Source organism: Streptomyces sp. Ag109_O5-1 (assembly GCF_003814875.1).
Taxonomy (GTDB): Bacteria; Actinomycetota; Actinomycetes; order Streptomycetales; family Streptomycetaceae; genus Streptomyces; species Streptomyces sasae.
Genome location: NZ_RKQF01000001.1, coordinates 7865893 through 7886907 on the forward strand (window position 1 = coordinate 7865893; position 21015 = coordinate 7886907).

Below are 21015 nucleotides of genomic sequence, written 5' to 3' on the forward strand. Positions count from 1 at the left end.
CATGCGTGTCAACCGGATCCTGCTCTCCTCCGCCCTGGTCGTCGTCGCCCTGGTGATCCAGGTGAGCGTCCTCGCCCGCCTCCACCTCCCGGGCGCCGTCCCCGACCTGCTGCTGCTCACCGTCCTCGGCCTCGCCATGGTCTACGGCCATGTGGGCGGCGCCCTCGTCGGCTTCGGCGCCGGACTCCTCGCCGACCTCGCCCCGCCCGCCGACCACGCGGCCGGCCGCTACGCCCTGGTGCTGTGCGTGGTCGGCTACTTCGCCGGCCTCATCAAGCCGGAGAACGGCCGCCTCAAGTCCGCGACCGGCCCGATGGTCGTCGTGGTCGCCGCCGCCATCGGCTCCACCCTGCTCTACGCGGGCGTCGGCGCCCTCGTCGGCGACACCGCCGCCCGGCACGTCGGCATGACGAGCCTGCTGATCACGGCCGCCCTGTACGACCTGCTGCTCGCCCCGTTCGTGGTCCCCGGCATCATCGCCCTGGCCCGCCGCGCCGACAACGACCCGCTGACCGAGGCCAACTCCGGCACCAAGGGGGGCGACATCTCCTCCGGCTGGATCTCCTCCGGCACCGGAATGCGCATCGGCGGCCAGCGCGGCGGCCTCGGCGGCCTGAAGGCCAGGGCCCGCACCCGCAACGTCCGCGTCGGCCGTATCAAGGGGGTCAAGCGCCTGTGAACGCGGCGGAGTTCACCCGAACGGGTACACCGGGGCGGAACGCGGCCTCACAGGTAGATCGTTCATCATCCGTACGCGCACGCGCATTTGTGCAGGGAAAGGGGGAGGCAGCCCAGTGACCAACATTCCCGAGACCGGTCGGACCCCACGCGTCCAGATCCGTCTCGTCGTCATCCAGATCCTGGTCCTCTCCCTGCTCGGCACCCTCGGCGGCCGGCTGTGGTACCTGCAGATCCGCGAGGGCGCCGCGTACCAGAAGGAAGCCTCCGGCAACCACGTCCAGCAGGTCGTCGCACCCGCCGTGCGCGGCTCGATCCTGGACGCCCGCGGAGTCCCGATCGCGGACAACGAGACCCGGCTCGTCGTCTCCGCCTCCCGCACCGACCTGCTCAAGCAGAAGGACGACGGCAAGGCGGTCCTGACCAAGCTCGCCGGCGTCCTCGGGATGAAGCCCGCGGACGTCATGCAGAAGGTCCGCCTCTGCGACGCCAAGACCCCGCAGCCCTGCTGGAACGGCTCGCCGTACCAGCCGATCCCGATCACCGACAAGGCCACCGCCAAGCAGGCCCTGCAGATCCGCGAGCGCTCCGAGGACTTCCCCGGCATCACCGCCGAGCCCGAGGCCGTGCGCCGCTACCCGGCCCCCGGCAAGTCCAACACCGCGCAGGTCCTCGGCTACCTCTCGCCGGTCACCGACGACGAGATCGAGCAGGCCAAGGACACCAACTCGCCCTACCTGCGCTCCGACATGGTCGGCCGCTCCGGCCTGGAGCGGGAGTACGACAAGGAACTGCGCGGCAAGGCCGGCGTCACCCGCTACGAGGTCGACAACCTCGGCCGCGTCATCGGCAAGGCCAAGTCCGACGCCGCCGAGCCCGGTTCGAACCTCGTCACCAGCATCGACTCCCGCGTCCAGCGCGTCGCCGAGTACGAGCTGGAGAACGCGATGAAGGTCGCCCGCCAGCAGTACGACAAGATCACCCAGGAGAACTACAAGGCCGACTCCGGCGCTGTCGTCGTGATGGAGGCCAAGACCGGCCGGATCGTCGCCATGGCCTCCGCGCCGAACTACGACCCGAACGTCTGGGTCGGCGGCATCTCCGCCAAGGACTACAAGGCCCTCACCGGCAAGAACTCCGACTACCCGCTGCTCAACAGGGCCATACAGGGTCAGGCGGCCCCCGGTTCGACGTTCAAGGTGGTCTCCACGGCCGCCGCGGTCCAGGCCGGCTACGTGTGGGACGGCGGCTACCCCTGCACCAGCTCCTACTCGGTCGGCGGCCAGGTCTTCAAGAACTTCGAGGGCGAGAACTTCGGCCCGATCTCGCTCGGCCGCGCTCTGGAGGTCTCCTGCGACACCGTCTTCTACGGCCTCGCCGACCGCGAGTGGAAGAAGGACGGCGGCATCAACCCGAAGAAGGGCGAACCCAAGGACTGGTTCTTCAAGACCGCCCACCAGTTCGGCCTCGGCAAGGAGACCGGCATTGACCTGCCCAACGAGGTCACCGGCCGCGTCCCCGACCGCCAGTGGAAGCTCGACTACTGGAAGGCCAACAAGGACGCCTGGTGCAAGTCCGGGAAGAAGGACGGCACCTACGTCGAGAAGATCGAGTACGAGAACTGCCTCGAAGGCAACAAGATGCGCGAGGGCGACGAGATCAACTACTCCATCGGCCAGGGCGACACCCTCGTCACGCCGATACAGGAGGCGATGATCTACGGCGCCGTGGCCAACGGCGGCACCGAGTACCAGCCGACCATCGGCAAGGCGGTCATCAGCGCCGACGGCAAGACCGTTCAGGAGATCAAGCCCAAGGTGCTGCGCAAGCTGCCCGTCAGCCAGGCCACCCTCAAGGGCATGGACGAGGCCTTCGCGGGCGTCATCACCCGCGGTACGGCCGCCTGGAAGTTCGGCGGCTGGCCGCAGGACAAGATCGCCCTGCACGGCAAGACCGGTACCGCCGAGGTCTACGGCAAGCAGACCACGTCCTGGCTCGCCACCTACAGCAAGGACTACACGGTCATCATGACCATCGCCCAGGCCGGTACCGGTTCCGGTGCCTCCGGTGAGGCGGTCCGCAACATCTACAGCGCGCTCTACGGCGTCCAGGCCGACGGCTCCGTCGACAAGTCCAAGGCGCTGCTCTACACCCCGCAGCAGGGCCTGCCGAAGGTCCGCACGGACGGCACCATCGCCTCCCCGAAGGTATCCAAGGACCCGGCGAAGGACTTCCAGGCCTCCCAGCAGGACAAGAACAACACCGACAACGGCCAGACCCCGGCCGCCACCACGGCCTCACCGTCGACCGGCAACCGCACCACCCGAAGGCGGCCGCGCAAGAGGGGAAGCCGGAGGATGCTCACATGACCGGCGTCAACAGCTTCTCCGTCTCCGGCTACGGCCCGGCACGCGCCGGCTGGACCCGGATCTTCGCCCGCGACTCGCTGGCCCGCCGCCTGGACTGGCCGATGATGCTGGCCGCCCTCGCGCTGTCGCTGCTCGGCTCGCTCCTCGTCTACTCGGCGACCCGCAACCGCACCGAGATCAACCAGGGCGACCAGTACTACTTCCTGATCCGGCATCTGATGAACACCGGCATCGGGCTCGCCCTGATGATCGGCACGGTCTGGGTCGGCCACCGCCAGCTGCGCAACGCGGTGCCGATCCTCTACGGCCTCTCGGTGCTCGGCATCCTCGCGGTGCTCACCCCGCTGGGCGCCACCATCAACGGCAGCCGCAACTGGATCGTCTTCGGCGGCGGCTTCTCGCTGCAGCCCGCCGAGTTCGTGAAGATCACGATCATCCTGGGCATGGCGATGATACTGGCGGCCCGGGTGGACGCCGGTGACAAGCCGTACCCGGACCACCGCACCGTCCTGCAGTCCCTGGGCCTGGCCGCGGTCCCGATCCTGGTCGTGCTGCTCATGCCCGACCTCGGCACGGTCCTGGTCCTGGTGACCATCATCCTCGGCGTACTGCTCGCCTCCGGCGCCTCCAACCGCTGGATCTTCGGCCTGCTCACCGCCGGTGTGCTCGGCTGTGTCGCCATCTGGCAGCTGCACATCCTGGACCAGTACCAGATCAACCGCTTCGCCGCCTTCGCCAACCCCAGCCTCGACCCGGCCGGCGTCGGCTACAACACCAACCAGGCCCGGATCGCCATCGGCTCCGGCGGTCTGACCGGCGCGGGCCTGTTCCACGGCTCGCAGACCACCGGCCAGTTCGTCCCCGAGCAGCAGACCGACTTCGTCTTCACGGTCGCGGGGGAGGAGCTGGGCTTCGTCGGCGCGGGCCTGATCATCCTGCTGCTCGGTGTCGTCCTGTGGCGCGCCTGCCGTATCGCCCGCGAGACGACCGAGCTGTACGGCACCATCGTCGCGGCGGGCATCGTGGCGTGGTTCGCCTTCCAGGCGTTCGAGAACATCGGCATGACCCTCGGCATCATGCCGGTCACCGGCCTGCCCCTGCCCTTCGTTTCGTACGGCGGCTCGTCGATGTTCGCGGTGTGGGTCGCCGTGGGGCTGCTGCAGTCGATCAGGGTGCAGCGCCCGATGTCGGCGTAGCCGCGCGGCGGACAGCGACGAGGGCGAGGGCCAGGACAAGAACGAGGGCGAGGGCGAGGTGAACGCGCCGTTTCCGGTGTGTTCACCTCGTCCTCATTTTTATTCTTCCTCCGATTTACCCTCTTCGGCCGCTGTCCTTGGGGCGCCCGCACTACTAGATTCGGTTCATGGCGGATACGAAGCGTGAAATCGAGCGCAAGTACGAATCCGATGACAGTGGGCTGCCCGACCTGACCGGCGTCGCCGGGGTGGCGAACGTCCTGGACAAGGGCACCGCCGAACTCGACGCGACCTACCACGACACCTCCGACCTGCGTCTGGCCTCGGCGAGAGTCACCCTGCGCCATCGCACCGGCGGCAGCGACGCGGGCTGGCACCTCAAACTCCCGGTGGCCCCGGGCATCCGCGACGAGATCCACGCCCCGCTCTCCGACACGCTCCCCGACGAACTGGCCGCCCTGGCCCGCTCCAGGGTCCGCGAGGGCCGGCTGATCCCGGTGATCCGGCTGCGCACCACCCGCGAGATCCAGCACCTCGTCGACGCCGACGGGAAACTGCTCGCCGAGCTGAGCGTGGACCGCGTCCGCGCCGAGCGGCTCTTCGGCGGCACGGGCACGGCACAGTGGACCGAGATCGAGGTGGAACTGGCCGAGGGCGGTGACCCGGCCTTCCTCGACAAGGTGGAGAAACGGTTGGGCAAGGCGGGCGTGCGCCCCTCGAAGTCCGCGTCCAAGCTGGCCCGGGCCCTGTCCGAGACCAAGGGCGGCAAGCCGCGACCGAAAAAGAAGGCCGCGGGCAAAGCGGGGACGGCCGGCAGACCGGCTGCCACGGCCGGCGAACCGGCGGTGGCAGCAGGCAAACCGGTCACGGCCGGCGACCACGTCATGGCCTACGCCCGCGCCCAGCGGGACGCGATCGTCGAGCTCGACCCGGCCGTACGCCTGGACACCGAGGAGGGCGTGCACGACATGCGCGTCGCCACCCGCCGGCTGCGCAGCACGTTCCGCACCTTCGGCAAAGTGCTCGACCGGACGGTCACCGACCCGATCGCCGACGAGCTGAAATGGCTGGCCGGTGAGCTGGGCGTGGGCCGCGACCAGGAAGTCCTCGCCGAACGCCTGCTCGCGGCCCTCGCCGACCTGCCCGACACCCTCGTCACCGGCCCCGTCCACGACCGCATGCGGAGCTGGGCCGATGAGAGCGAGCGTGGCTCCCGGGGCCGGCTGCTGGGCGTTCTGGACTCCGAGCGCTACCTCGCCCTGCTGGACACGCTCGACGCCTTCGTCGCCGGCCCGCCCCTGCTGAAGGCGGCGGCCGGCGACCCGGAGAAGGTGCTCGCCAAGGCCGTGCACAAGGACTTCGCGAAGGTCGCCGACCTGATCGAGACGGGCATGGCACAGCCTCCCGGCCATGACCGCGACCTCGGCCTGCACGAGGCCCGCAAGAAGGCCAAGCGCACCCGCTACGCCGCCGAGGTCGCCCAGCCGGCCCTCGGCAAGCCTGCCAAGACCCTGCTCAAGTCCATGAAGTCCCTCCAGACCCTGCTCGGCGAGCACCAGGACAGCGTGATGGCCCGCGCAACCCTGCGCGAACTGTCCGCGGTGGCGCACGCGGCGGGCGAGAGCGCCTTCACCTACGGGCTGCTTCATGGCCGCGAGGAGCAGCGGGCGGCGGCGGTCGAGGCCGGACTGCCGGAGCAGTGGCAGGCGGTCAAGACCGGGGCGCCCCTCTGATCGGAGCGTACGGGGGAGGCCGCCGACCGGGTTAGGCTAGATGGTCCCCCTGTCAGCTCACGAAGGTCCGGTCCGCGAGATGCCTGCCGAAGCCGCCGCTCAGGTCGCCGAGTCTGTGTTCCCGCAGCTCGAAGCTCTGCTCCCGCATGTGCAGAAGCCGATCCAGTACGTGGGGGGAGAGCTCAACTCCACGGTCAAGCCGTGGGAGGCCTGTGACGTCCGCTGGGCGCTCATGTACCCGGACGCGTACGAGGTCGGCCTGCCCAACCAGGGCGTCATGATCCTCTACGAGGTCCTCAACGAGCAGGAGGGCGTCCTCGCCGAGCGCACGTACAGCGTGTGGCCGGACCTGGAGGCGCTGATGCGCGAGCACCGGGTCCCGCAGTTCACGGTGGACAGCCACCGCCCGGTGAAGGCCTTCGACGTGTTCGGCCTGTCCTTCTCCACGGAGCTGGGCTACACGAACATGCTCACGGCGCTGGACCTGGCGGGCATCCCCCTGGAGTCCAAGGACCGCACCCTCGACGACCCGATCGTCCTCGCGGGCGGCCACGCGGCCTTCAACCCCGAGCCGATCGCGGACTTCATCGACGCGGCGATCATCGGCGACGGCGAGCAGGCCGTCCTCGACATGACGAAGATCATCCGCGAGTGGAAGGCGGAGGGCCGCCCCGGCGGCCGCGAGGAGGTCCTCTTCCGCCTCGCCAAGACCGGCTCCGTCTACATCCCGGCGTTCTACGACGTCGAGTACCTCCCCGACGGCCGTATCGCCCGCGTGGTCCCCAACAAGTCGGGCGTCCCGTGGCGCGTCTCCAAGCACACGGTCATGGACCTCGACGAGTGGCCGTACCCCAAGCAGCCGCTGGTCCCGCTCGCCGAGACGGTCCACGAGCGCATGTCCGTCGAGATCTTCCGCGGCTGCACGCGAGGCTGCCGCTTCTGCCAGGCCGGCATGATCACCCGCCCGGTCCGCGAGCGCTCGATCACCGGCATCGGCGAGATGGTCGACAAGGGCCTCAAGGCGACGGGCTTCGAGGAGGTGGGCCTCCTCTCCCTCTCCTCCGCCGACCACTCCGAGATCGGCGACATCGCGAAGGGCCTGGCCGACCGCTACACCGAGGACAAGATCGGCCTGTCCCTCCCCTCCACCCGCGTCGACGCCTTCAACATCGACCTGGCCAACGAACTGACGCGCAACGGCCGCCGCTCGGGCCTCACCTTCGCCCCGGAGGGCGGCTCGGAACGCATCCGCAAGGTCATCAACAAGATGGTCTCCGAGGACGACCTCATCCGCACGGTCTCGACGGCCTACGGCAACGGCTGGCGCCAGGTGAAGCTGTACTTCATGTGCGGCCTGCCCACCGAGACCGACGACGACGTCCTCCAGATCGCCGACATGGCGACCAAGGTGATCGCCAAGGGCCGCGAGGTCTCCCGCTCCAACGACATCCGCTGCACGGTGTCGATCGGCGGCTTCGTCCCCAAGCCCCACACCCCCTTCCAGTGGGCCCCGCAGCTCTCCGCGGAGGAGACGGACGCCCGCCTCGAAAAGCTCCGGGACAAGATCCGCGGCGACAAGAAGTACGGCCGCTCGATCGGCTTCCGCTACCACGACGGCAAGCCCGGCATCGTGGAAGGCCTGTTGTCGAGGGGCGACCGCCGCATCGGCGCCGTCATCCGCGCCGTCTACGAGGACGGCGGCCGCTTCGACGGCTGGCGCGAGCACTTCTCCTACGACCGCTGGATGGCCTGCGCCGACAAGTCCCTCGCGCCCTTCGGCGTGGACGTCGACTGGTACACCACCCGCGAGCGCACCTACGAGGAGGTCCTCCCCTGGGACCACCTCGACTCGGGCCTCGACAAGGACTGGCTCTGGGAGGACTGGCAGGACGCCCTCGACGAGACAGAGGTCGAGGACTGCCGCTGGACCCCTTGCTTCGACTGCGGGGTGTGCCCGCAGATGGACACCCACATCCAGATCGGCCCGACCGGCAAGAAGTTGCTGCCTCTGACGGTCAAGAACTCCGGCCCGACGCCGGCGCCGAGCGGTCACACGCACTGACGTGAGCGAGACACTCGATCGGGTGGTTGAGGCGGGGGTGAGTGAGGAGGAGGTGGCGGCTGCGGTCGGAGCTTCGAGCTCTCGTCCGTCGGCGCCACTGGTCTGAGTCCGACATCAGGATTGTCGGCACCGAAGAATTCGCGCTTTCCTGCACCTTCTCGAATCCGGTCGGACCGGATGACAACGGGGAATTGGCACAGCGGGGCACGTGCGTGCTGCCCGACGGGGAATCGATTTCGTTGCTGGTGAACGACGAGCGGGGCGGCGAGGGCCACGGCGTGCGCTGCTACGCAGGGCTGCGGCTGGATCCCTTCTTCATGGACGTGGCCAAGGAGGTGGAGACGCGGACGCGTCGACGGCTCGCCTTCCTGCCAAAAGGCACCAACACCCTGGAGGGCACCGACGTCCTGGCCGTCGTGGCGGAACTTGACGTTGTCAGGGTGTTCGGGGCGGCCTCGGGGAGTGTCTTCGCCGTTGCGGCGGAAACCGTCACGGTCGGACCGTATCCCGAACGCCTCGGACGCCCCGAGGTCAAGAACAATCTCCTGTCGGACAACGGGGTCGACGCCGCCAACAGGGTCGTTGACCTGCGTGATCTCTACAACGAGGAAGACCCGTTCCGGCTTGGTCCGAGATATGCGGACGCCTGTCGCGCACGTCTTAACGCCAACCTGGTCTTCTTCGACGGTCTCGACGGCAAGGCGGACTGGACGACGCAGCCGGACGGGACGCATCTGCTGACGGAACTGCTGCTCGCGGACTTCCTGGTCGTGGACATTGCCAAGCCGTATGACGAGGACAGCTATTTCGAGATCGAGGAACACCTTCCCTGAGGAGTTCCGGCAGGGCATGGCGGCGCGCGCCGAATTCATCGGTGACACCGGGGAGAGCGCGCCCGCACGCTGGGAGCCGCCCTTCGGCACCGGCCAGGTACACGTCGTGCTGTCCCTGCTGGCCGCCGACCAGGAGTCGTTGGCGGTCGTCCTCGAACGTGCGCGCAAGGCCCACGCGCAGCTTCCCGGTGCTCAGGTCGTCCATCGGCAGGACTTCTACCAGCTGTCCACCGGGCGCACCAGCTTCGGCTACAAGGACGGCATCGGCAACCCCACGATCGAAGGCAGCGGTGCCGAGACTCCTCCCGGTGACGGTTCCGTGCTCAAGGCGGGCGAGTCCGTGCTCGGCTGTCCCGACGAGACCGGAAACCTGCCGCCGATGCCGCAGCCGGCCGAACTGGGGCGCAACGGCACCTTCGTGGCCTGGCGGAAGCTGCACACGCGCGTCGCGGCGTTCCGCCGGTATCTGCACGACAACTCCGGCAGCCCGGAGGAAGAGTCGCTGCTCGCAGCCAAGATCGTGGGCCGCTGGCAGAGCGGCGCCCCGCTGGTCCTGGCTCCTGAACACGACGACCCGGCCCTGGGAGCGGACGACCAGCGCAACAACGACTTCCGCTACGCGTCCGATCCGGGTGGCGCGAATTGCCCCCACGGCGCCCACGCCAGGCGAGCCAACCCGCGCGACTCGGAGATCATCGGCGACATCCGCCTGCACCACATGATCCGGCGGGGCACCAACTACGGCCCTCCGCTGCCGGCCGGTGTCCTGGACGACGACGGCGCCGACCGCGGCATCGTCTTCGTCTTCATCGGCTCACACCTTGACCGCCAGTTCGAGTTCGTGAAGTCGCAATGGCTGAACGACGGCCATTTCACCGGACTCGACCAGGAGAAGGATCTGCTCACGGGCGACAACGACGGCACGGGCGTCTTCACGATCCCGCAGCACCCCATCCGGCGCCGTCTGCACGGCGTAGAGCGTTTTGTCATCTCCCGCGGCGGAGAGTACTTCTTCCTGCCGAGCCTCAGCGCGCTGCGTTGGCTGGCGAACGCCGGCGCTTGAGCCGGCTTGGCGATCGCCGTTGAGGCGCATCGCGGATGTACTGGCGGGGGCGACGGAGGATGAGGTTGTCGCTGTGATGGAAGCGGTACGCGTACCGACCGGACGGCGGCAGTCTCCCCGAGGTGTCCCGGCACCACGCTTGAGGGTGGCTGACGGCTTGCCGGGGCCTCCTCGCAGTGCCTCAGCTCCGGCAGCCGCAGCCTGATGCGGCCTTGGCGTCTGTGACCGTGACGGCCGGGTCGGTGGAGGTCTCGGCCGGGGTGCAACAGGCGTTCACACCGCAGCAGGCGTCCGCGGGCTCGGCCGCTTCGGCCGTGGCCGCTGCGGTGGGCTTGGTGGCGCGCACGATCGCCGAGTGCATCCCGTCGGCCACGCCGTGGGTCGGGGTGATCTCGACGCCGGTGAAGCCTGCCGCTGCGAGGCCTTCGCGGTACTCGCTGAAGGATAGGGCGCCGGCGATGCAGCCGACGTGGTCGCCGCGTTCGGCTCGCTGCGCGGGTGTCAGGGAGTCGTCTGCGACGACGTCGGACACGCCGAGACGGCCGCCGGGCTTCAGAACGCGGAACGTCTCCTTGAACACCGCCGCCTTGTCCGTGGACAGGTTGATCACGCAGTTGGAGATCACGACGTCGATGGTGTTCGCGGGCAGGGGGACGGCCTCGATGGTGCCCTTGAGGAACTCGACGTTCGTGGCGCCCGCCTTCGCGGCGTTGGCCAGGGCCAGGGAGAGCATTTCCTCGGTCATGTCGAGTCCGTAGGCCTTGCCCGTCCGCCCGATGCGTCGGGCGCAGAGCAGGACGTCGATGCCGCCTCCCGAACCGAGGTCGAGGACACGGTCCCCTTCGTGCAGCTCGGCCACAGCGGTGGGGTTGCCGCAGCCGAGAGAGGCGGCCAGGGCTTCGGCGGGGAGCGTGTCGCGCTCGTCGGCCGCGTAGAGGGCGGAGCCGAAGTTCGCGTCGGTCTCGACGGGCTCCGGCCCGCAGCAGGCGGTGCTGCCTTCGGCGACCTTGACGGCCGCTGCCGCGTAACGCCGGCGGACGGTCTCACGCAGGTCTGTGGACTTCTCGGGCATGAGTCACTCCTGGGTGACGGGGCACGGCGGTGCCCCGGAACGGCTTGTATTGACGTTCATTGATGCAACCTTGCGCCTTGGATCGAAGGACGTCAACATAGAGGTATGGCGAATCAAGAGCTGAAGATCCTCGGCCAGGACGGCGATGACGTCTGCTGCGAGGGGCTGGCCACGGCACCTCTGGACGAAGAACAGGCGGCCGATCTGGCGAAGATCTTCAAAGCCCTGGGCGACCCGGTGCGTCTGCGGCTGATGTCGATGATCGCTTCGCGGGAGGGCGGCGAGGTCTGTGTCTGTGAGCTGACCCCTGCCTTCGAGCTGTCGCAGCCCACGATCTCGCACCATCTGAAGCTGCTCCGGCAGGCGGGGCTCATCGACTGTGAGCGACGCGGTACCTGGGTCTACTACTGGATCCTGCCGACGGCCCTCGACCGCCTGGCGGGCTTCCTGGCCGTGCCGCGGGCAGCAAAGGCATCTGTGTGAAGGCGCCCCTCGGCCGTCGCATCGCTGCCGAAGCGGTGGGCACCGCTGCCTTGGTGGCCGTGGTCGTCGGCTCCGGGATCCAGGCCACCGAACTCTCACATGACGTGGGCGTCCAACTGCTCGCCAACTCGATTTCCACGGTCTTCGGCCTGGGCGTGTTGATCGCGCTCCTCGGGCCCGTCTCAGGTGCGCACTTCAACCCGGCTGTCACCCTCGCGGCCTGGTTCACCGACCGGAGGAGCGGCAGCGGGCTGAGCCTGCTGGACGTGACCGCATACGTGACGGCGCAGATCACGGGAGCCGTCGCCGGTGCGGTCCTGGCCGACGCCATGTTCGCCGAACCACTGGTGAAGTGGTCCACGCATGACCGCTTCGCAGGACACCTGTGGCTGGGGGAAGTCGTGGCGACCGCCGGGCTGGTTCTGCTGGTCTTCGGTCTGAACCGGACGGGCCGCGGACGTTTCGCTCCGGGGGCTGTGGCGTCCTTCATCGGGGCCGCCTACTGGTTCACCTCTTCCACCTCGTTCGCGAACCCGGCGGTGACCATCGGCCGGACGTTCACCGACACCTTCGCCGGGATCGCCCCAACCTCCGTCCCGCCGTTCATCGCGGCACAACTGGTGGGCGCCGCTGCCGGCCTGGGGCTGGTGGCGTTGGTCTTCGGACCCGCCGCTCCCGCAGAAACCGATGCCGTCATGCCGCAAGGCGACACCGAACTCGCTGTCTTTCCTGCCCGCTGAGCCCCGTCCAAGGAACCTCCGTCATGAGCGACTCCACTCCGCGCCCCTCCGTGCTGTTCGTCTGCGTGCACAACGCCGGACGCTCCCAGATGGCCGCCGCCTTCCTCACCCACCTCGCCGGAGAGAAGGTGGAGGTCCGCTCGGCCGGCTCCGCCCCCGCCGACACGGTCAATCCGGCCGTGGTGGCAGCGATGAACGAAGTCGGCATCGACATCTCCGCCGAGACCCCGAAGATCCTCACCGCGGAAGCCGTGCAGGCGTCCGACGTCGTCATCACGATGGGATGCGGAGACACCTGTCCCGTCTTCCCGGGCAAGCGATACCTCGACTGGCAACTCGACGATCCGGCCGGCCAGGGCGTCGATGCCGTCCGCCCGATCCGGGACGACATCGAACACCGCATCCGCGCCTTGGTGAACGACCTGACCGGCTGAACAACGTGCCGCTCGGCAGTTCCCGTCCCGTCGGGCAAGTTGAGCGACAACGGCACCGGCGCGGCGATAGGTGCGATTACCTGAGTCGAACGGTGGATCTGGCATGGGACAACGCCCGGCCGGCTGACCCCGGTCGGTAGGAAGCGGGCGAGGCCGAGGCGGGCGTCTGCGCAGCCGTCGGCGGACGGCGAACTGGAAGCGGCCGGCCGCTGCGCCTCCCGCAAGCTGGCAGCGGGCCGATTCAGCCCGAGGAGGGGTGGGCCTGGCGATCTCTGCGTGAGAGCCTTTGCGGTATGGGGGATGCGTCGGCCGGACAGGCCGTCCGGAGGTTTCTGGCGACGATTCAGGTCGGTGACGTCTGTCACGGGACGATCGCTGCGGTTTCCCGGTCTGGGATATCGGTGGTCCTGGACGGCTTCACCGACCGGCCGCTCGGGACGGTGCGGCCGTTGGACGACTTCTGGCATCGGTGCCTTGCCGAGACCGCTGTGGTCGGGCAGCGGGTCAGCGGCGAAGTGGTCGCCGTGGATGTGGACGCGGGCCGGGTGCGGCTGTCGACGGCGGCGACCGAGAAGCCGGAACTCTGGACGTTCCTCAAGGGGCTTCGTCCTGGGGAGGTCCTGGACGGCACGGTCGCGGCGATCGAGCGGTTCGGTGTCTTCGTGGCGTTGGACGAGGGCCCGGAGCATCCGGTGTTTCCCGGCGTCGGCTTCATCACGTTTCCCGAGCTGTCCTGGCGTCATTTCGACGCGGCATCCGACGTCGTGGCGATCGGGCAGCGGGTGTCATGCGAGTTCCTGCAGTTCGACACGTGGAACGGGGAGGCCCGGCTGTCCCTGCGGGCGATGGAGCCGGACCCCTTCCTGGTGTTCGTCGAAGGCATCGCGGTGGGACAGAGGCTGAGCGGGCGGGTGACGAAACTGGTCCCGTTCGGTGTCTTCGTGGAGGTCGCCGACGGCATCGCGGGCCTGGTCCGGCTGTCCGAGCTGAGCTCGGTGCCCGTGGCGGCGCCGGAGGACGTCGTACAGGTCGGCGACCGGCTGACGGTCGTCGTCACGGACGTCGACCGAGAGCGACGCCGGCTGTCGCTCTCCCGGCGACAGACCTGAGCGGCCGCGGTTCGGGCCGTGCCCGCCCCACGCCCGCCATCGCCCCCGGCCGGGCCAAGCCTGGCGGATGTGGCGGACGGCGTCCGGGCCGGACGGTGTACGACACCGTCCGGCCCGGCGCGACGGACGCCCTTCTACCAGGTCACCGGCAGCTCCAGCGGAAAACGCCTGATGGTCTCCGTGTCCCACCGCAGCTCCTCCGGTGGCACCGCGAGCCGCAGGCCCGGGAACCTCTCCACAAGACGGCCGATGGCCACTTCGAGCTCCGCCATGGCCAACGGCATCGCGATGCACCGGTGTCCGCCCCAGCCGAAGGTCATGTGCGGAGCGCTGGGGCGGTCCACGTCGATGACGTGCGGGTCCAGGTAGCGTTCCGGGTCACGGTTGGCCGTCAGGTACGACACGTGCACGAAGTCGCCCGCCTTGATCCGCGCACCGTCCAGTTCCACGTCCTCGAGAGCCACGCGCGGGATGCCGACCCCCTTGCGGAAGGGGATGCAGCGGAGCAGTTCGTGCACGACGTCGGTCAGGGTCTCGGGCCGCCGCGCGACGTGCCGCATCAGCTCGGGACGGGTCAGGAGCAGGTACACGATGTTGCTGATCTCGCAGGTCGCCGTGTCCTGGCCGCTGAGCGCCAGCGTCAGCGCCATGACCGCCAGCTCCCTGTCGTCGAGCTGTTCCTCGCCCTCCCGCGCCGCGGCCATCGCACTGATGAGGTCCGGGCCGGGTGAGTCCCGGCGCTGTTTGACGAGTTCGCCGAAGTAGGCCGTCAGATCAGCCTTGGCGGCCGCCGCGGCCTCCTTGCTGCCCGCGCCGACGACGAGCAGCCGGTGCACGTACTCCTGGAGCTTCGGCCATTCCTCCGGCTCGACACCGAGGAGATCCAGGACGGTGTGCTGGGGGAGCGGGTCGGAGAGGTGCTGGACCAGGTCCACCGGCCCACCCTCCTTCTCCATGTTGTCCAGCAGACGGTCCGCGAGCCAGCTGATCCGGTCCCGCATGCCGTCGACCCGCTGCTGAGTGAAGGCCTGCGAGGCCAGGTGGCGGACGCGGCTGCTGTGCGGCGGGTCCATCACGTTGATCGATTCCGGCGAGACGATGGGCTCCGGAGTCATCCGGGGGTAGTCGTGACCGATGATGCCCGCCCTGCTGAACCGGGCGTCGGTGGTCACCTGCTTGACGGCGTCGAAGCCGGTGACCAGCCAGGCATCCGCACTGCCGTACGGGAGCCGGATGCGCGCGGGGGAACGGCGCTCCATCAGGTCGGCGAGAGAGGGGTCGAAGTCGAGTGCTTCGCTGAAGTCGAACGGGCAGGTGATTGTCTCGTTGTCGGCGGCCATCAGCCGGCACCTCCAGGCATGGGTACGACGTTGGTGACGTCCACGGCCCGGCGAGCGGCCTCGGTGGGTCTGACGGGATCGCCGACAGCCCGGTAGTGGACGAAGAACAGGTGTGGTTCGTCGGACAGGTCGTGGTGGTGTGCTTCGACGAGTTCGGCCCCACCGCGGCGCACGGCCACGAGGACGGGGCGGACCTCGTTGGCGACCACGGCGTCACCCGTCAGGAGCGTGCCGTGGTCCCCGTGCCGGACGAAGGACATGAATCGCTTCATGCCACCGGGCCGGCCGGCTATGGCCGCAGGGGCGACCGCCGCCCGCACATGACGCCGGGACGCGGTGATTCGGGAGCGGGTGTCCTGCTGTCTCTCGTCAGTCATGCCATGGGCCTCCTTGCAGGATGCAAGCATGCGAGACCGCCCGGACCGCTGACCGGCACAGTTACACCCGTCCAGGTGGGCTAACCGCGGGCGTGACGGACCCGCGGACGGCGGCGGCGCCGCGCTCCGGGACACCTGCGAAGGCGCTCCGCGAACGGGCGCACGCGCCGCTCGTGGTCATCGAGGCCGGTACGCGGTGACCAGCACGGAGACGGTGACCTGGTCGGGCAGGACACCGTCTCCGTCCGGTGCTGCGGGGCCCAGATGGCGCGCACTCGGTGTCATCCGGAGCAGGTTCAGGGCCTCCGGCCCGGTCAGGAACGTGCGGTACTCCACCTGCCCGGTGGCGGCGGCCTCGAAGAACGGGTGCAGCGCCCGGTGGAGGCGCCGTTCCTTGGCCGGATCGACCGTGACCATCCCAGGCACTCGGCCGCGCAGTTCGGCCAGGTGCCGTCCGGTCGGACGTACCACGATCAGCCGGCCGCCCGGGCGGAGCACCCGGCGGAACTCGGCGGGGTTGCGCGGGGCGAACACGTCCAGCACCACGTCGGCCACGGCGTCGGCCAGCGGGAAGGGACGGAAGACGTCCCAGGCCGCCGCGGCGGCGCGCGGATGGGCTCGGGCCGCCGAGCGCAGCGCGCGCACCGAACTGTCCAGCCCCAGCCCGCGGGCGGCGGGCAACCGGTCGAGTACCCCGGCGAGGTAGTGGCCCGTGCCGCACCCGGAGTCCACGACCGTCCCGTGCCCGGAAACGGCGTCGGCCGCCAGCTGGGCCACGGCCTGCCGGATGGGCAGATACCCGCCGCCGGCCAGGAACCGCTCCCTCGCCCGGACCATGGCCGCGTCGTCGCCGCTGGTGGCGCGGGCGCCCGTCAGCAGGCCGACGTAGCCCTGCCGGCCGATGTCGAAGGCATGCCCTGCCGGGCAGCGCAGTGAGCCGCGGTCCGGGTGCAGGCGGCGCGTGCGGCACGCCGGGCAGCGCAGCAGGTCCAGGGCGAGTTCGAGGGCAGGGGGAAGCAACGCGGGCACTTGGCACTCCTGGCAGGGTGAACGGACGGGGCCGTGCCCGCAGGCGCGTCCGGTGGGCCACTGCTTCAGGAGGGAAGGGGCGGTGCCGGAAAGACGGTTCACGCGGCGGGCACACCGAGGAGGGCGACGCCGGCCGGCCTCGCCCTCAACGGCCTCCGGTCACAGGAAGCAGCAGTGCGGGGTGCTCATGAATGCCACGCCAGGAGTCTACGAGCAACGGCTCATCGACTACGGGCGGAGCACGATCTTGCCGTGGGTGTGCCCGCGTTCCAGTTCCCGGAACGCGTCCCGTACCCGCTCCAGCGGGTAGGTGCGGGCGATCGGCACCTCCAGCTCGCCCCGCGCGGCGAGCCGGGCCAGTTCGCCGACGACGACCGCGCACGCCGCCGAGCCCTCTCCGTACGTCCGCGCGCCGACCTTCGCCGCGGCCTGCCAGTCGCGGATCGTGTTGATCCGCTCGGGCCGTACGCCCAACTCCACCGCCAGCTCCACATAGCCGTCGCCGAACGTGTCGACGAACGCGTCCACGCTCCCGCCGGAGGCCTGCCGGATCCGCTCGGCCGCGCCCTCCCCGTACTCGACCGGGAGAACACCGCGGTCCTTCAGCCAGGCATGGTTCCGCTCGCTCGCCAGCCCGATCACCGTGGCGCCGCGCCGCCGCGCGAGCTGCACGGCGAGCGAGCCGACGCCGCCCGCCGCACCGGACACCACGACCGTGTCGGCCGGGCCGGGATCCACCGCGAACACGCAGGCGTAGGCGGTCGTACCGGCCACGTACAACGACCCGGCCACGTCCCAGGACAGCCCCTGGGGACGGGTGACCACGTTCACGTCGTCGACCACGACGAACTCCGCATGGCTCGCCCTGTCGTGGGTGAAGCCCAGGACCTCGTCGCCCACCGCGAAGCCACGCACCTCGGGGCCCGTCTCCGCCACGACACCGGCCACGTCACTGCCCTGCCCGGAGGGGAACGTCGCCGGCCAGCGGCCGTGCCGCGCGCCCGCACGGATCATCACCTCGCCGGGCTGCACACCGGCGGCGCGCACCTCGACCAGCAGCTGCCCGGGGCCGGGCACCGGCCGCGCCACCTCCTCCACCCGCAGTACGTCGATCCCGCCGTACTCGTGGAACCGCACCGCCCTCATCGCGTGCTCACCGCGCCTCCTCGCCAGGCCACGCACATCGATCGTGTCGGCGCGTTCAACAGCCCCGGATCGAAGGCGTATTCCGCCGAGGCGCGAAATCCGAGATCCGAACTTCCCTGAAGAACAACGGTGTTGACCGGAGAGCAACGGCGCTGACACCGTGCGCGGCAGGGTCACATGCGTTCCTCGTCGCGCTGCGCGAAGTGGTGCTCCAGCCGGCCGAGGAGGGCCGCGAAGGCCGGGGACATGTCGGTGTCCGACCGGGTGAGTACGGTCGTACGGCCGCCGTCCTCCACCGTGATCGTGTAGCTCATGGCGTCCGGGGCGCGGTCCGGCGGCCGTTCCCTCCCGGCTTCCGGGAGGACCGCCGTGACCAGGCGGGTGAGCTCCGCCGCGGCGTCCCCGGGCAGGGCGTCGGTGTCCAGCACCCTGGGCGGGAGGCGGAGGTTGATTCCCGCCGCCTGCCCGCCGTGCGTCGCCAGGGTCACCTTCATCGTCGTCGGACCGTCCGCGTCACCCGCCGGCGGTCGGTCACCTGCTCGCCTTCAGCGCGTTCACCTCGTTGGACAGACCCGTCACCTGGGCGGCCAGGGCGCCGATCTGCCTGCTCAGGGCGGCCAGGCCGTCCTCCCGGCCGGCCACGCCGTCGCGGGCGCCCCCGAGGCTCCGGGCCCGGGCGACCGCGGTGGGGACCCCGCTGATCTGGATGCCCACGTCCTGCCAGGCCGTCAGCACGGCCAACTGTTCGGCGCTGCCAGCCCCGTACAGTTCCCCGGCCTTCTGGTAGGTGGTGTCCGCGAAGTCCTGGAACTGGGTGTCCGGGCTGGACGCCTTCAGCGACTCGTACCAGATGAGTCCGGCGGCCTCGAACGCGAATCCGCCGATGCCGGTCGCCACCAGGTAGAACGCCTTGTTCGGAATACCGGAGTTGATGTGCACCCCGCCGAAGTCGCCGTTCTCGGTGTCGGGCAGGTTGACGTACTTGCTCATGTGGTCGGGCTGGGGATCCTTGCCGAGCAGGGCGTTGTCGTACGCGTGCCCCGGGTCCCTCATCGAGCGCAGGGCGTCGCCTTCGATGCCCGGGGTGAAGACCTCGGACCCGATCATCCAGTCCGCCTCGTCGGCCGACTGCTTCAGCGACCACTGCTTGACCAGTGACCCGAAGACATCGGACACCGACTCGTTCAGCGCCCCGGACTGGTTGTGGTAAGCGAGGCCCGCGGTGTTCTCGGTGACTCCGTGCGTCAACTCGTGGGCGATGACGGTGAGGGATCCGGTGAAGTCGGTGAAGATCCTTCCGTCCCCGTCACCGAACACCATCTGCTGCCCGTCCCAGAACGCGTTGTTGTAATGCGTGCTGAAGTGGACGTACCCGTCCAGTCGCATTCCCTGGTCGTCGATCGAATCGCGGTTGAACACATCGCGGTAGAAGTCGCGCGTCGCACCCAGCCCGTCGAACGCCCGGTTGACGGAATCGTCCGTGGACGGCGCCCCGTCCTCCGTCCGGACCAGCGTGGCGAGGGGCAGCAGCCTGTCGTTCTGGCAGTCGAAGACGGTCCGCCGGCCGTTGCCGGGGGTGGCGATACCGGCGAAGGACGCCCGGATCGTTCGCTCGCCGCGCAAGGAGGCGGTGGTCAGCAAGGTGGCCAGGGCGGCCTTGTGCACTTCGGCGTCGTCACTGCGCAGGAGCTTTTCGAGAAGATGCGGTGGAACGATGCAGTTGGGGCGGCAGGTCCTGGTCATGGGAATACCTCGAGTGCAAGAGGAGCGGTGCAAGAGGAGCGGTGCCGGAACACAGCCCTGCTCGTCCGGCCCGGGCGCCTTGACGGCGGCGGCGCGCCGCAGGCGTTGATCACCGGGGGCGGCTCCTGCGCGCGGGCGAAGTGCCGTCAGGCACGCAGGCCGAGCCGTGTGGCGAGCGGTTCCGCCGTCTGTGCCGTACCGCCAGGTCGGACGCATGACTGAGGAGGCGAAAACCGTGTCTGCTTCGATTATCCGCTCGACCGTGCCGAGCCGCACCCCGAGCGTCAACTGCGCCGGACACGCGGTCGGTTCGGGACCGGCGCCGGGGCAACGCCACGCGCGCGCCCGTCAGTTGCCTTGCATGATCCGGCGCGCTCGGCTCCGGCCGGCCGTGCGCGTCGGTGACCTGCTGTGATGTGTCACACGGACCCTTGTCGCGGCCGCGGCGCATGCCTAAATTCGGTCATATGTCCACTTCTGATGCCGCCCTTCCCGCCGAGCCGGCCGACTTCGTCGTCGATCTCGCCGGGCACGAAATGACCCGCCGTGCCCATGTCATGGAGGCGCTCGGCGCCGACTGGGACCCCGTCGAGATGGTGCGGGGCGAGGAGGAGGCGTACGACATGCTCTACTCCGGACTCGACGAGGAGCAGCAGCGGATATACGACTCGCTCGTCGCGGCCGGTGTGCTGCCGCGGCGTGGCGGGGGCGACGCCTCCGCCTGACACCGGGGAGTACCTGGGAGCACAGGTGAGCGCGGGGGAGCGCGCGGAGCCCGGGGGCGTACGAGGGCGTACGGCGCTGTCGTGGTGCGCCGTGTGCGGGTGCCGGGGGTGACGTGCCGGTTCGGTGCTGGATTCCGGGGCGGGTGATGGCCACCGTGGTCGGGTGATCCTCGTTCCGGGCCGGCTGTGGCGCTGGGGGCCGGTGGGCCGGGCCGTCGGCGCGGGCCTCGGCGCCGGTGTCCTCTTCGGGGCCTTCGTTCTCGTGGAGTCGGCGGCGTGGGCGGGCGCCGGGGTGGTCTTCGTGGTGCTGGGCGTGTACTACGGGATCCGGGTGGCCCGCCGGATGGACCGGCTCTGGCCTGCGGCCAGGGGCATGAAGGGCGCCGACCGCGCCGCCGTCGTACGTGCCGCCCGCGGTGGCGGGACCGTAGCCGATCCCCGGCTGATGCCCGTGGTCGTCGAGTACGCCGGCGCTCTGCACCGGGCCGCCGAAGAGGACCGGCAGCGCCGCTGGGTCGTCGTCTCCGTCACCGTCTTCGCGGCCGCTCTCGCCGTCCACGACACCTTGACCGGCTCCATCGGCGAGACCGTCGCCTCATGGCTGGTGGTCGCGCTCTTCCTCGGCGACCTGCTGTGGTGGCCCCGCAGCCGGGCCCGGCTGCTGGCCCGTGCCGACCGGGCGGCGGCGTCGGCCCGCCGGGCGACGGACGCGGGCCGCCCGGCAGACGGCCCCTGAGCGATACGTCGCCGTCCGTGACCGGGGCGGCCGGCCCGTCCCACCCGGCACAGCCCACGGCCGGAGATCCCACGGGAGTTCGCCGATGAGTCCCGTTCCGTCCGGTCCCGGGCCGTACCGGCGCGCACGCGGCGGCCGTGCCCAGGG

General features: G+C 69.9%; 20 protein-coding genes. 13 read left to right on the top strand and 7 right to left on the bottom strand.

The window, feature by feature from the left end:
- The first annotated feature begins 1 nt into the window (after window position 1).
- From mreD to EDD90_RS35750, 7 genes are all read left to right on the top strand, one after another.
- Window positions 2-679, top strand: coding sequence for a rod shape-determining protein MreD (gene mreD / locus EDD90_RS35720; protein ID WP_123976991.1), 678 nt, complete (start codon window positions 2-4; stop codon window positions 677-679).
- Window positions 680-794: 115 nt separating this feature from the next.
- Window positions 795-3047: a penicillin-binding protein 2 gene (mrdA, locus tag EDD90_RS35725; RefSeq protein ID WP_123976992.1), complete on the top strand. Its 2253-nt coding sequence runs from the start codon at window positions 795-797 to the stop codon at window positions 3045-3047.
- Complete coding sequence (rodA, locus tag EDD90_RS35730) at window positions 3044-4243, top strand: rod shape-determining protein RodA (RefSeq protein ID WP_123976993.1); 1200 nt, start codon at window positions 3044-3046, stop codon at window positions 4241-4243. The genes mrdA and rodA overlap by 4 nt, the downstream gene beginning before the upstream one ends.
- Before the next feature lie 167 nt (window positions 4244-4410).
- A complete protein-coding gene (locus EDD90_RS35735; protein ID WP_123976994.1) occupies window positions 4411-5976 on the top strand; it encodes a CYTH and CHAD domain-containing protein in 1566 nt (521 codons plus the stop codon).
- A 79-nt stretch (window positions 5977-6055) separates the two neighbouring features.
- Window positions 6056-8038 carry a TIGR03960 family B12-binding radical SAM protein gene (locus EDD90_RS35740; protein WP_123976995.1) on the top strand — a complete coding sequence of 661 codons (1983 nt, stop codon included), beginning with the start codon at window positions 6056-6058 and terminating at the stop codon, window positions 8036-8038.
- 212 nt (window positions 8039-8250) lie between these two features.
- Window positions 8251-8871, top strand: a complete 621-nt coding sequence (locus tag EDD90_RS35745; protein WP_123976996.1) for a hypothetical protein — start codon at window positions 8251-8253, stop codon at window positions 8869-8871.
- Window positions 8872-8887: 16 nt separating this feature from the next.
- Window positions 8888-9934 carry a Dyp-type peroxidase gene (locus EDD90_RS35750; protein WP_123976997.1) on the top strand — a complete coding sequence of 349 codons (1047 nt, stop codon included), beginning with the start codon at window positions 8888-8890 and terminating at the stop codon, window positions 9932-9934.
- 181 nt (window positions 9935-10115) lie between these two features.
- On the opposite strand, the gene arsM is transcribed toward EDD90_RS35750, so the two are convergent.
- Window positions 10116-11006, bottom strand: a complete 891-nt coding sequence (gene arsM / locus EDD90_RS35755; protein ID WP_123976998.1) for an arsenite methyltransferase — start codon at window positions 11004-11006, stop codon at window positions 10116-10118.
- A 105-nt stretch (window positions 11007-11111) separates the two neighbouring features.
- Here arsM and EDD90_RS35760 point away from each other — a divergent pair, with 105 nt between their 5' ends.
- The 4 genes from EDD90_RS35760 (at window position 11112) to EDD90_RS35775 (ending at window position 13772) form a co-directional block, all read left to right on the top strand.
- On the top strand, window positions 11112-11489 hold the full coding sequence (locus EDD90_RS35760; protein ID WP_123976999.1) for a helix-turn-helix transcriptional regulator: 378 nt from the start codon (window positions 11112-11114) through the stop codon (window positions 11487-11489).
- Window positions 11480-12229 carry an MIP/aquaporin family protein gene (locus EDD90_RS35765; RefSeq protein ID WP_260328784.1) on the top strand — a complete coding sequence of 250 codons (750 nt, stop codon included), beginning with the start codon at window positions 11480-11482 and terminating at the stop codon, window positions 12227-12229. Before EDD90_RS35760 ends, EDD90_RS35765 begins: the two co-directional genes overlap by 10 nt.
- A gap of 23 nt (window positions 12230-12252) precedes the next feature.
- Window positions 12253-12663 (top strand): arsenate reductase ArsC, encoded by a 411-nt coding sequence (locus EDD90_RS35770; protein WP_123977001.1) that lies wholly within the window; start codon window positions 12253-12255, stop codon window positions 12661-12663.
- A 293-nt stretch (window positions 12664-12956) separates the two neighbouring features.
- A complete protein-coding gene (locus tag EDD90_RS35775) occupies window positions 12957-13772 on the top strand; it encodes a S1 RNA-binding domain-containing protein (protein WP_123977002.1) in 816 nt (271 codons plus the stop codon).
- Window positions 13773-13906: 134 nt separating this feature from the next.
- Here the strand turns inward: EDD90_RS35775 and EDD90_RS35780 are convergent, their stop codons facing one another.
- From EDD90_RS35780 to EDD90_RS35805, 6 genes are all read right to left on the bottom strand, one after another.
- Window positions 13907-15112 (bottom strand): cytochrome P450, encoded by a 1206-nt coding sequence (locus EDD90_RS35780; protein ID WP_123977003.1) that lies wholly within the window; start codon window positions 15110-15112, stop codon window positions 13907-13909.
- The gene (locus tag EDD90_RS35785; RefSeq protein ID WP_185149344.1) at window positions 15112-15489 is read right to left on the bottom strand and encodes a DUF1259 domain-containing protein; all 378 of its coding nucleotides are present in this window, start codon (window positions 15487-15489) and stop codon (window positions 15112-15114) included. Before EDD90_RS35785 ends, EDD90_RS35780 begins: the two co-directional genes overlap by 1 nt.
- A 177-nt stretch (window positions 15490-15666) precedes the next feature.
- Entirely contained in the window at window positions 15667-16518 is an 852-nt protein-coding gene (locus EDD90_RS35790) for a putative RNA methyltransferase (protein WP_123977005.1), read from the bottom strand.
- Window positions 16519-16746: 228 nt separating this feature from the next.
- Window positions 16747-17664 (bottom strand): NADP-dependent oxidoreductase, encoded by a 918-nt coding sequence (locus tag EDD90_RS35795; RefSeq protein ID WP_123977006.1) that lies wholly within the window; start codon window positions 17662-17664, stop codon window positions 16747-16749.
- A gap of 173 nt (window positions 17665-17837) precedes the next feature.
- The gene (locus EDD90_RS35800) at window positions 17838-18158 is read right to left on the bottom strand and encodes a protealysin inhibitor emfourin (RefSeq protein ID WP_123977007.1); all 321 of its coding nucleotides are present in this window, start codon (window positions 18156-18158) and stop codon (window positions 17838-17840) included.
- A 37-nt stretch (window positions 18159-18195) separates the two neighbouring features.
- Window positions 18196-19407, bottom strand: a complete 1212-nt coding sequence (locus EDD90_RS35805) for a M4 family metallopeptidase (protein WP_123977008.1) — start codon at window positions 19405-19407, stop codon at window positions 18196-18198.
- 467 nt (window positions 19408-19874) lie between these two features.
- Here EDD90_RS35805 and EDD90_RS35810 point away from each other — a divergent pair, with 467 nt between their 5' ends.
- Both EDD90_RS35810 and EDD90_RS35815 read left to right on the top strand, forming a co-directional pair.
- On the top strand, window positions 19875-20132 hold the full coding sequence (locus EDD90_RS35810; protein WP_123977009.1) for a DUF6400 family protein: 258 nt from the start codon (window positions 19875-19877) through the stop codon (window positions 20130-20132).
- Window positions 20133-20295: 163 nt separating this feature from the next.
- A complete protein-coding gene (locus EDD90_RS35815) occupies window positions 20296-20868 on the top strand; it encodes a hypothetical protein (protein ID WP_123977010.1) in 573 nt (190 codons plus the stop codon).
- The last annotated feature ends 147 nt before the right edge of the window (window positions 20869-21015 follow it).

Excerpts from the sequence above, each read along its gene's own strand:
- mreD (WP_123976991.1), top strand. The coding sequence starts at position 2 with ATGCGTGTCAACCGGATCCTGCTCTCCTCCGCCCTGGTCGTCGTCGCC.
- rodA (WP_123976993.1), top strand. The coding sequence starts at position 3,044 with ATGACCGGCGTCAACAGCTTCTCCGTCTCCGGCTACGGCCCGGCACGC.
- EDD90_RS35735 (WP_123976994.1), top strand. The coding sequence starts at position 4,411 with ATGGCGGATACGAAGCGTGAAATCGAGCGCAAGTACGAATCCGATGAC.
- EDD90_RS35740 (WP_123976995.1), top strand. The coding sequence starts at position 6,056 with ATGCCTGCCGAAGCCGCCGCTCAGGTCGCCGAGTCTGTGTTCCCGCAG.
- EDD90_RS35750 (WP_123976997.1), top strand. The coding sequence starts at position 8,888 with ATGGCGGCGCGCGCCGAATTCATCGGTGACACCGGGGAGAGCGCGCCC.
- arsM (WP_123976998.1), bottom strand. The coding sequence starts at position 11,006 with ATGCCCGAGAAGTCCACAGACCTGCGTGAGACCGTCCGCCGGCGTTAC.
- EDD90_RS35760 (WP_123976999.1), top strand. The coding sequence starts at position 11,112 with ATGGCGAATCAAGAGCTGAAGATCCTCGGCCAGGACGGCGATGACGTC.
- EDD90_RS35770 (WP_123977001.1), top strand. The coding sequence starts at position 12,253 with ATGAGCGACTCCACTCCGCGCCCCTCCGTGCTGTTCGTCTGCGTGCAC.
- EDD90_RS35775 (WP_123977002.1), top strand. The coding sequence starts at position 12,957 with ATGGGGGATGCGTCGGCCGGACAGGCCGTCCGGAGGTTTCTGGCGACG.
- EDD90_RS35780 (WP_123977003.1), bottom strand. The coding sequence starts at position 15,112 with ATGGCCGCCGACAACGAGACAATCACCTGCCCGTTCGACTTCAGCGAA.
- EDD90_RS35785 (WP_185149344.1), bottom strand. The coding sequence starts at position 15,489 with ATGACTGACGAGAGACAGCAGGACACCCGCTCCCGAATCACCGCGTCC.
- EDD90_RS35795 (WP_123977006.1), bottom strand. The coding sequence starts at position 17,664 with ATGAGGGCGGTGCGGTTCCACGAGTACGGCGGGATCGACGTACTGCGG.
- EDD90_RS35800 (WP_123977007.1), bottom strand. The coding sequence starts at position 18,158 with ATGAAGGTGACCCTGGCGACGCACGGCGGGCAGGCGGCGGGAATCAAC.
- EDD90_RS35805 (WP_123977008.1), bottom strand. The coding sequence starts at position 19,407 with ATGACCAGGACCTGCCGCCCCAACTGCATCGTTCCACCGCATCTTCTC.
- EDD90_RS35810 (WP_123977009.1), top strand. The coding sequence starts at position 19,875 with ATGTCCACTTCTGATGCCGCCCTTCCCGCCGAGCCGGCCGACTTCGTC.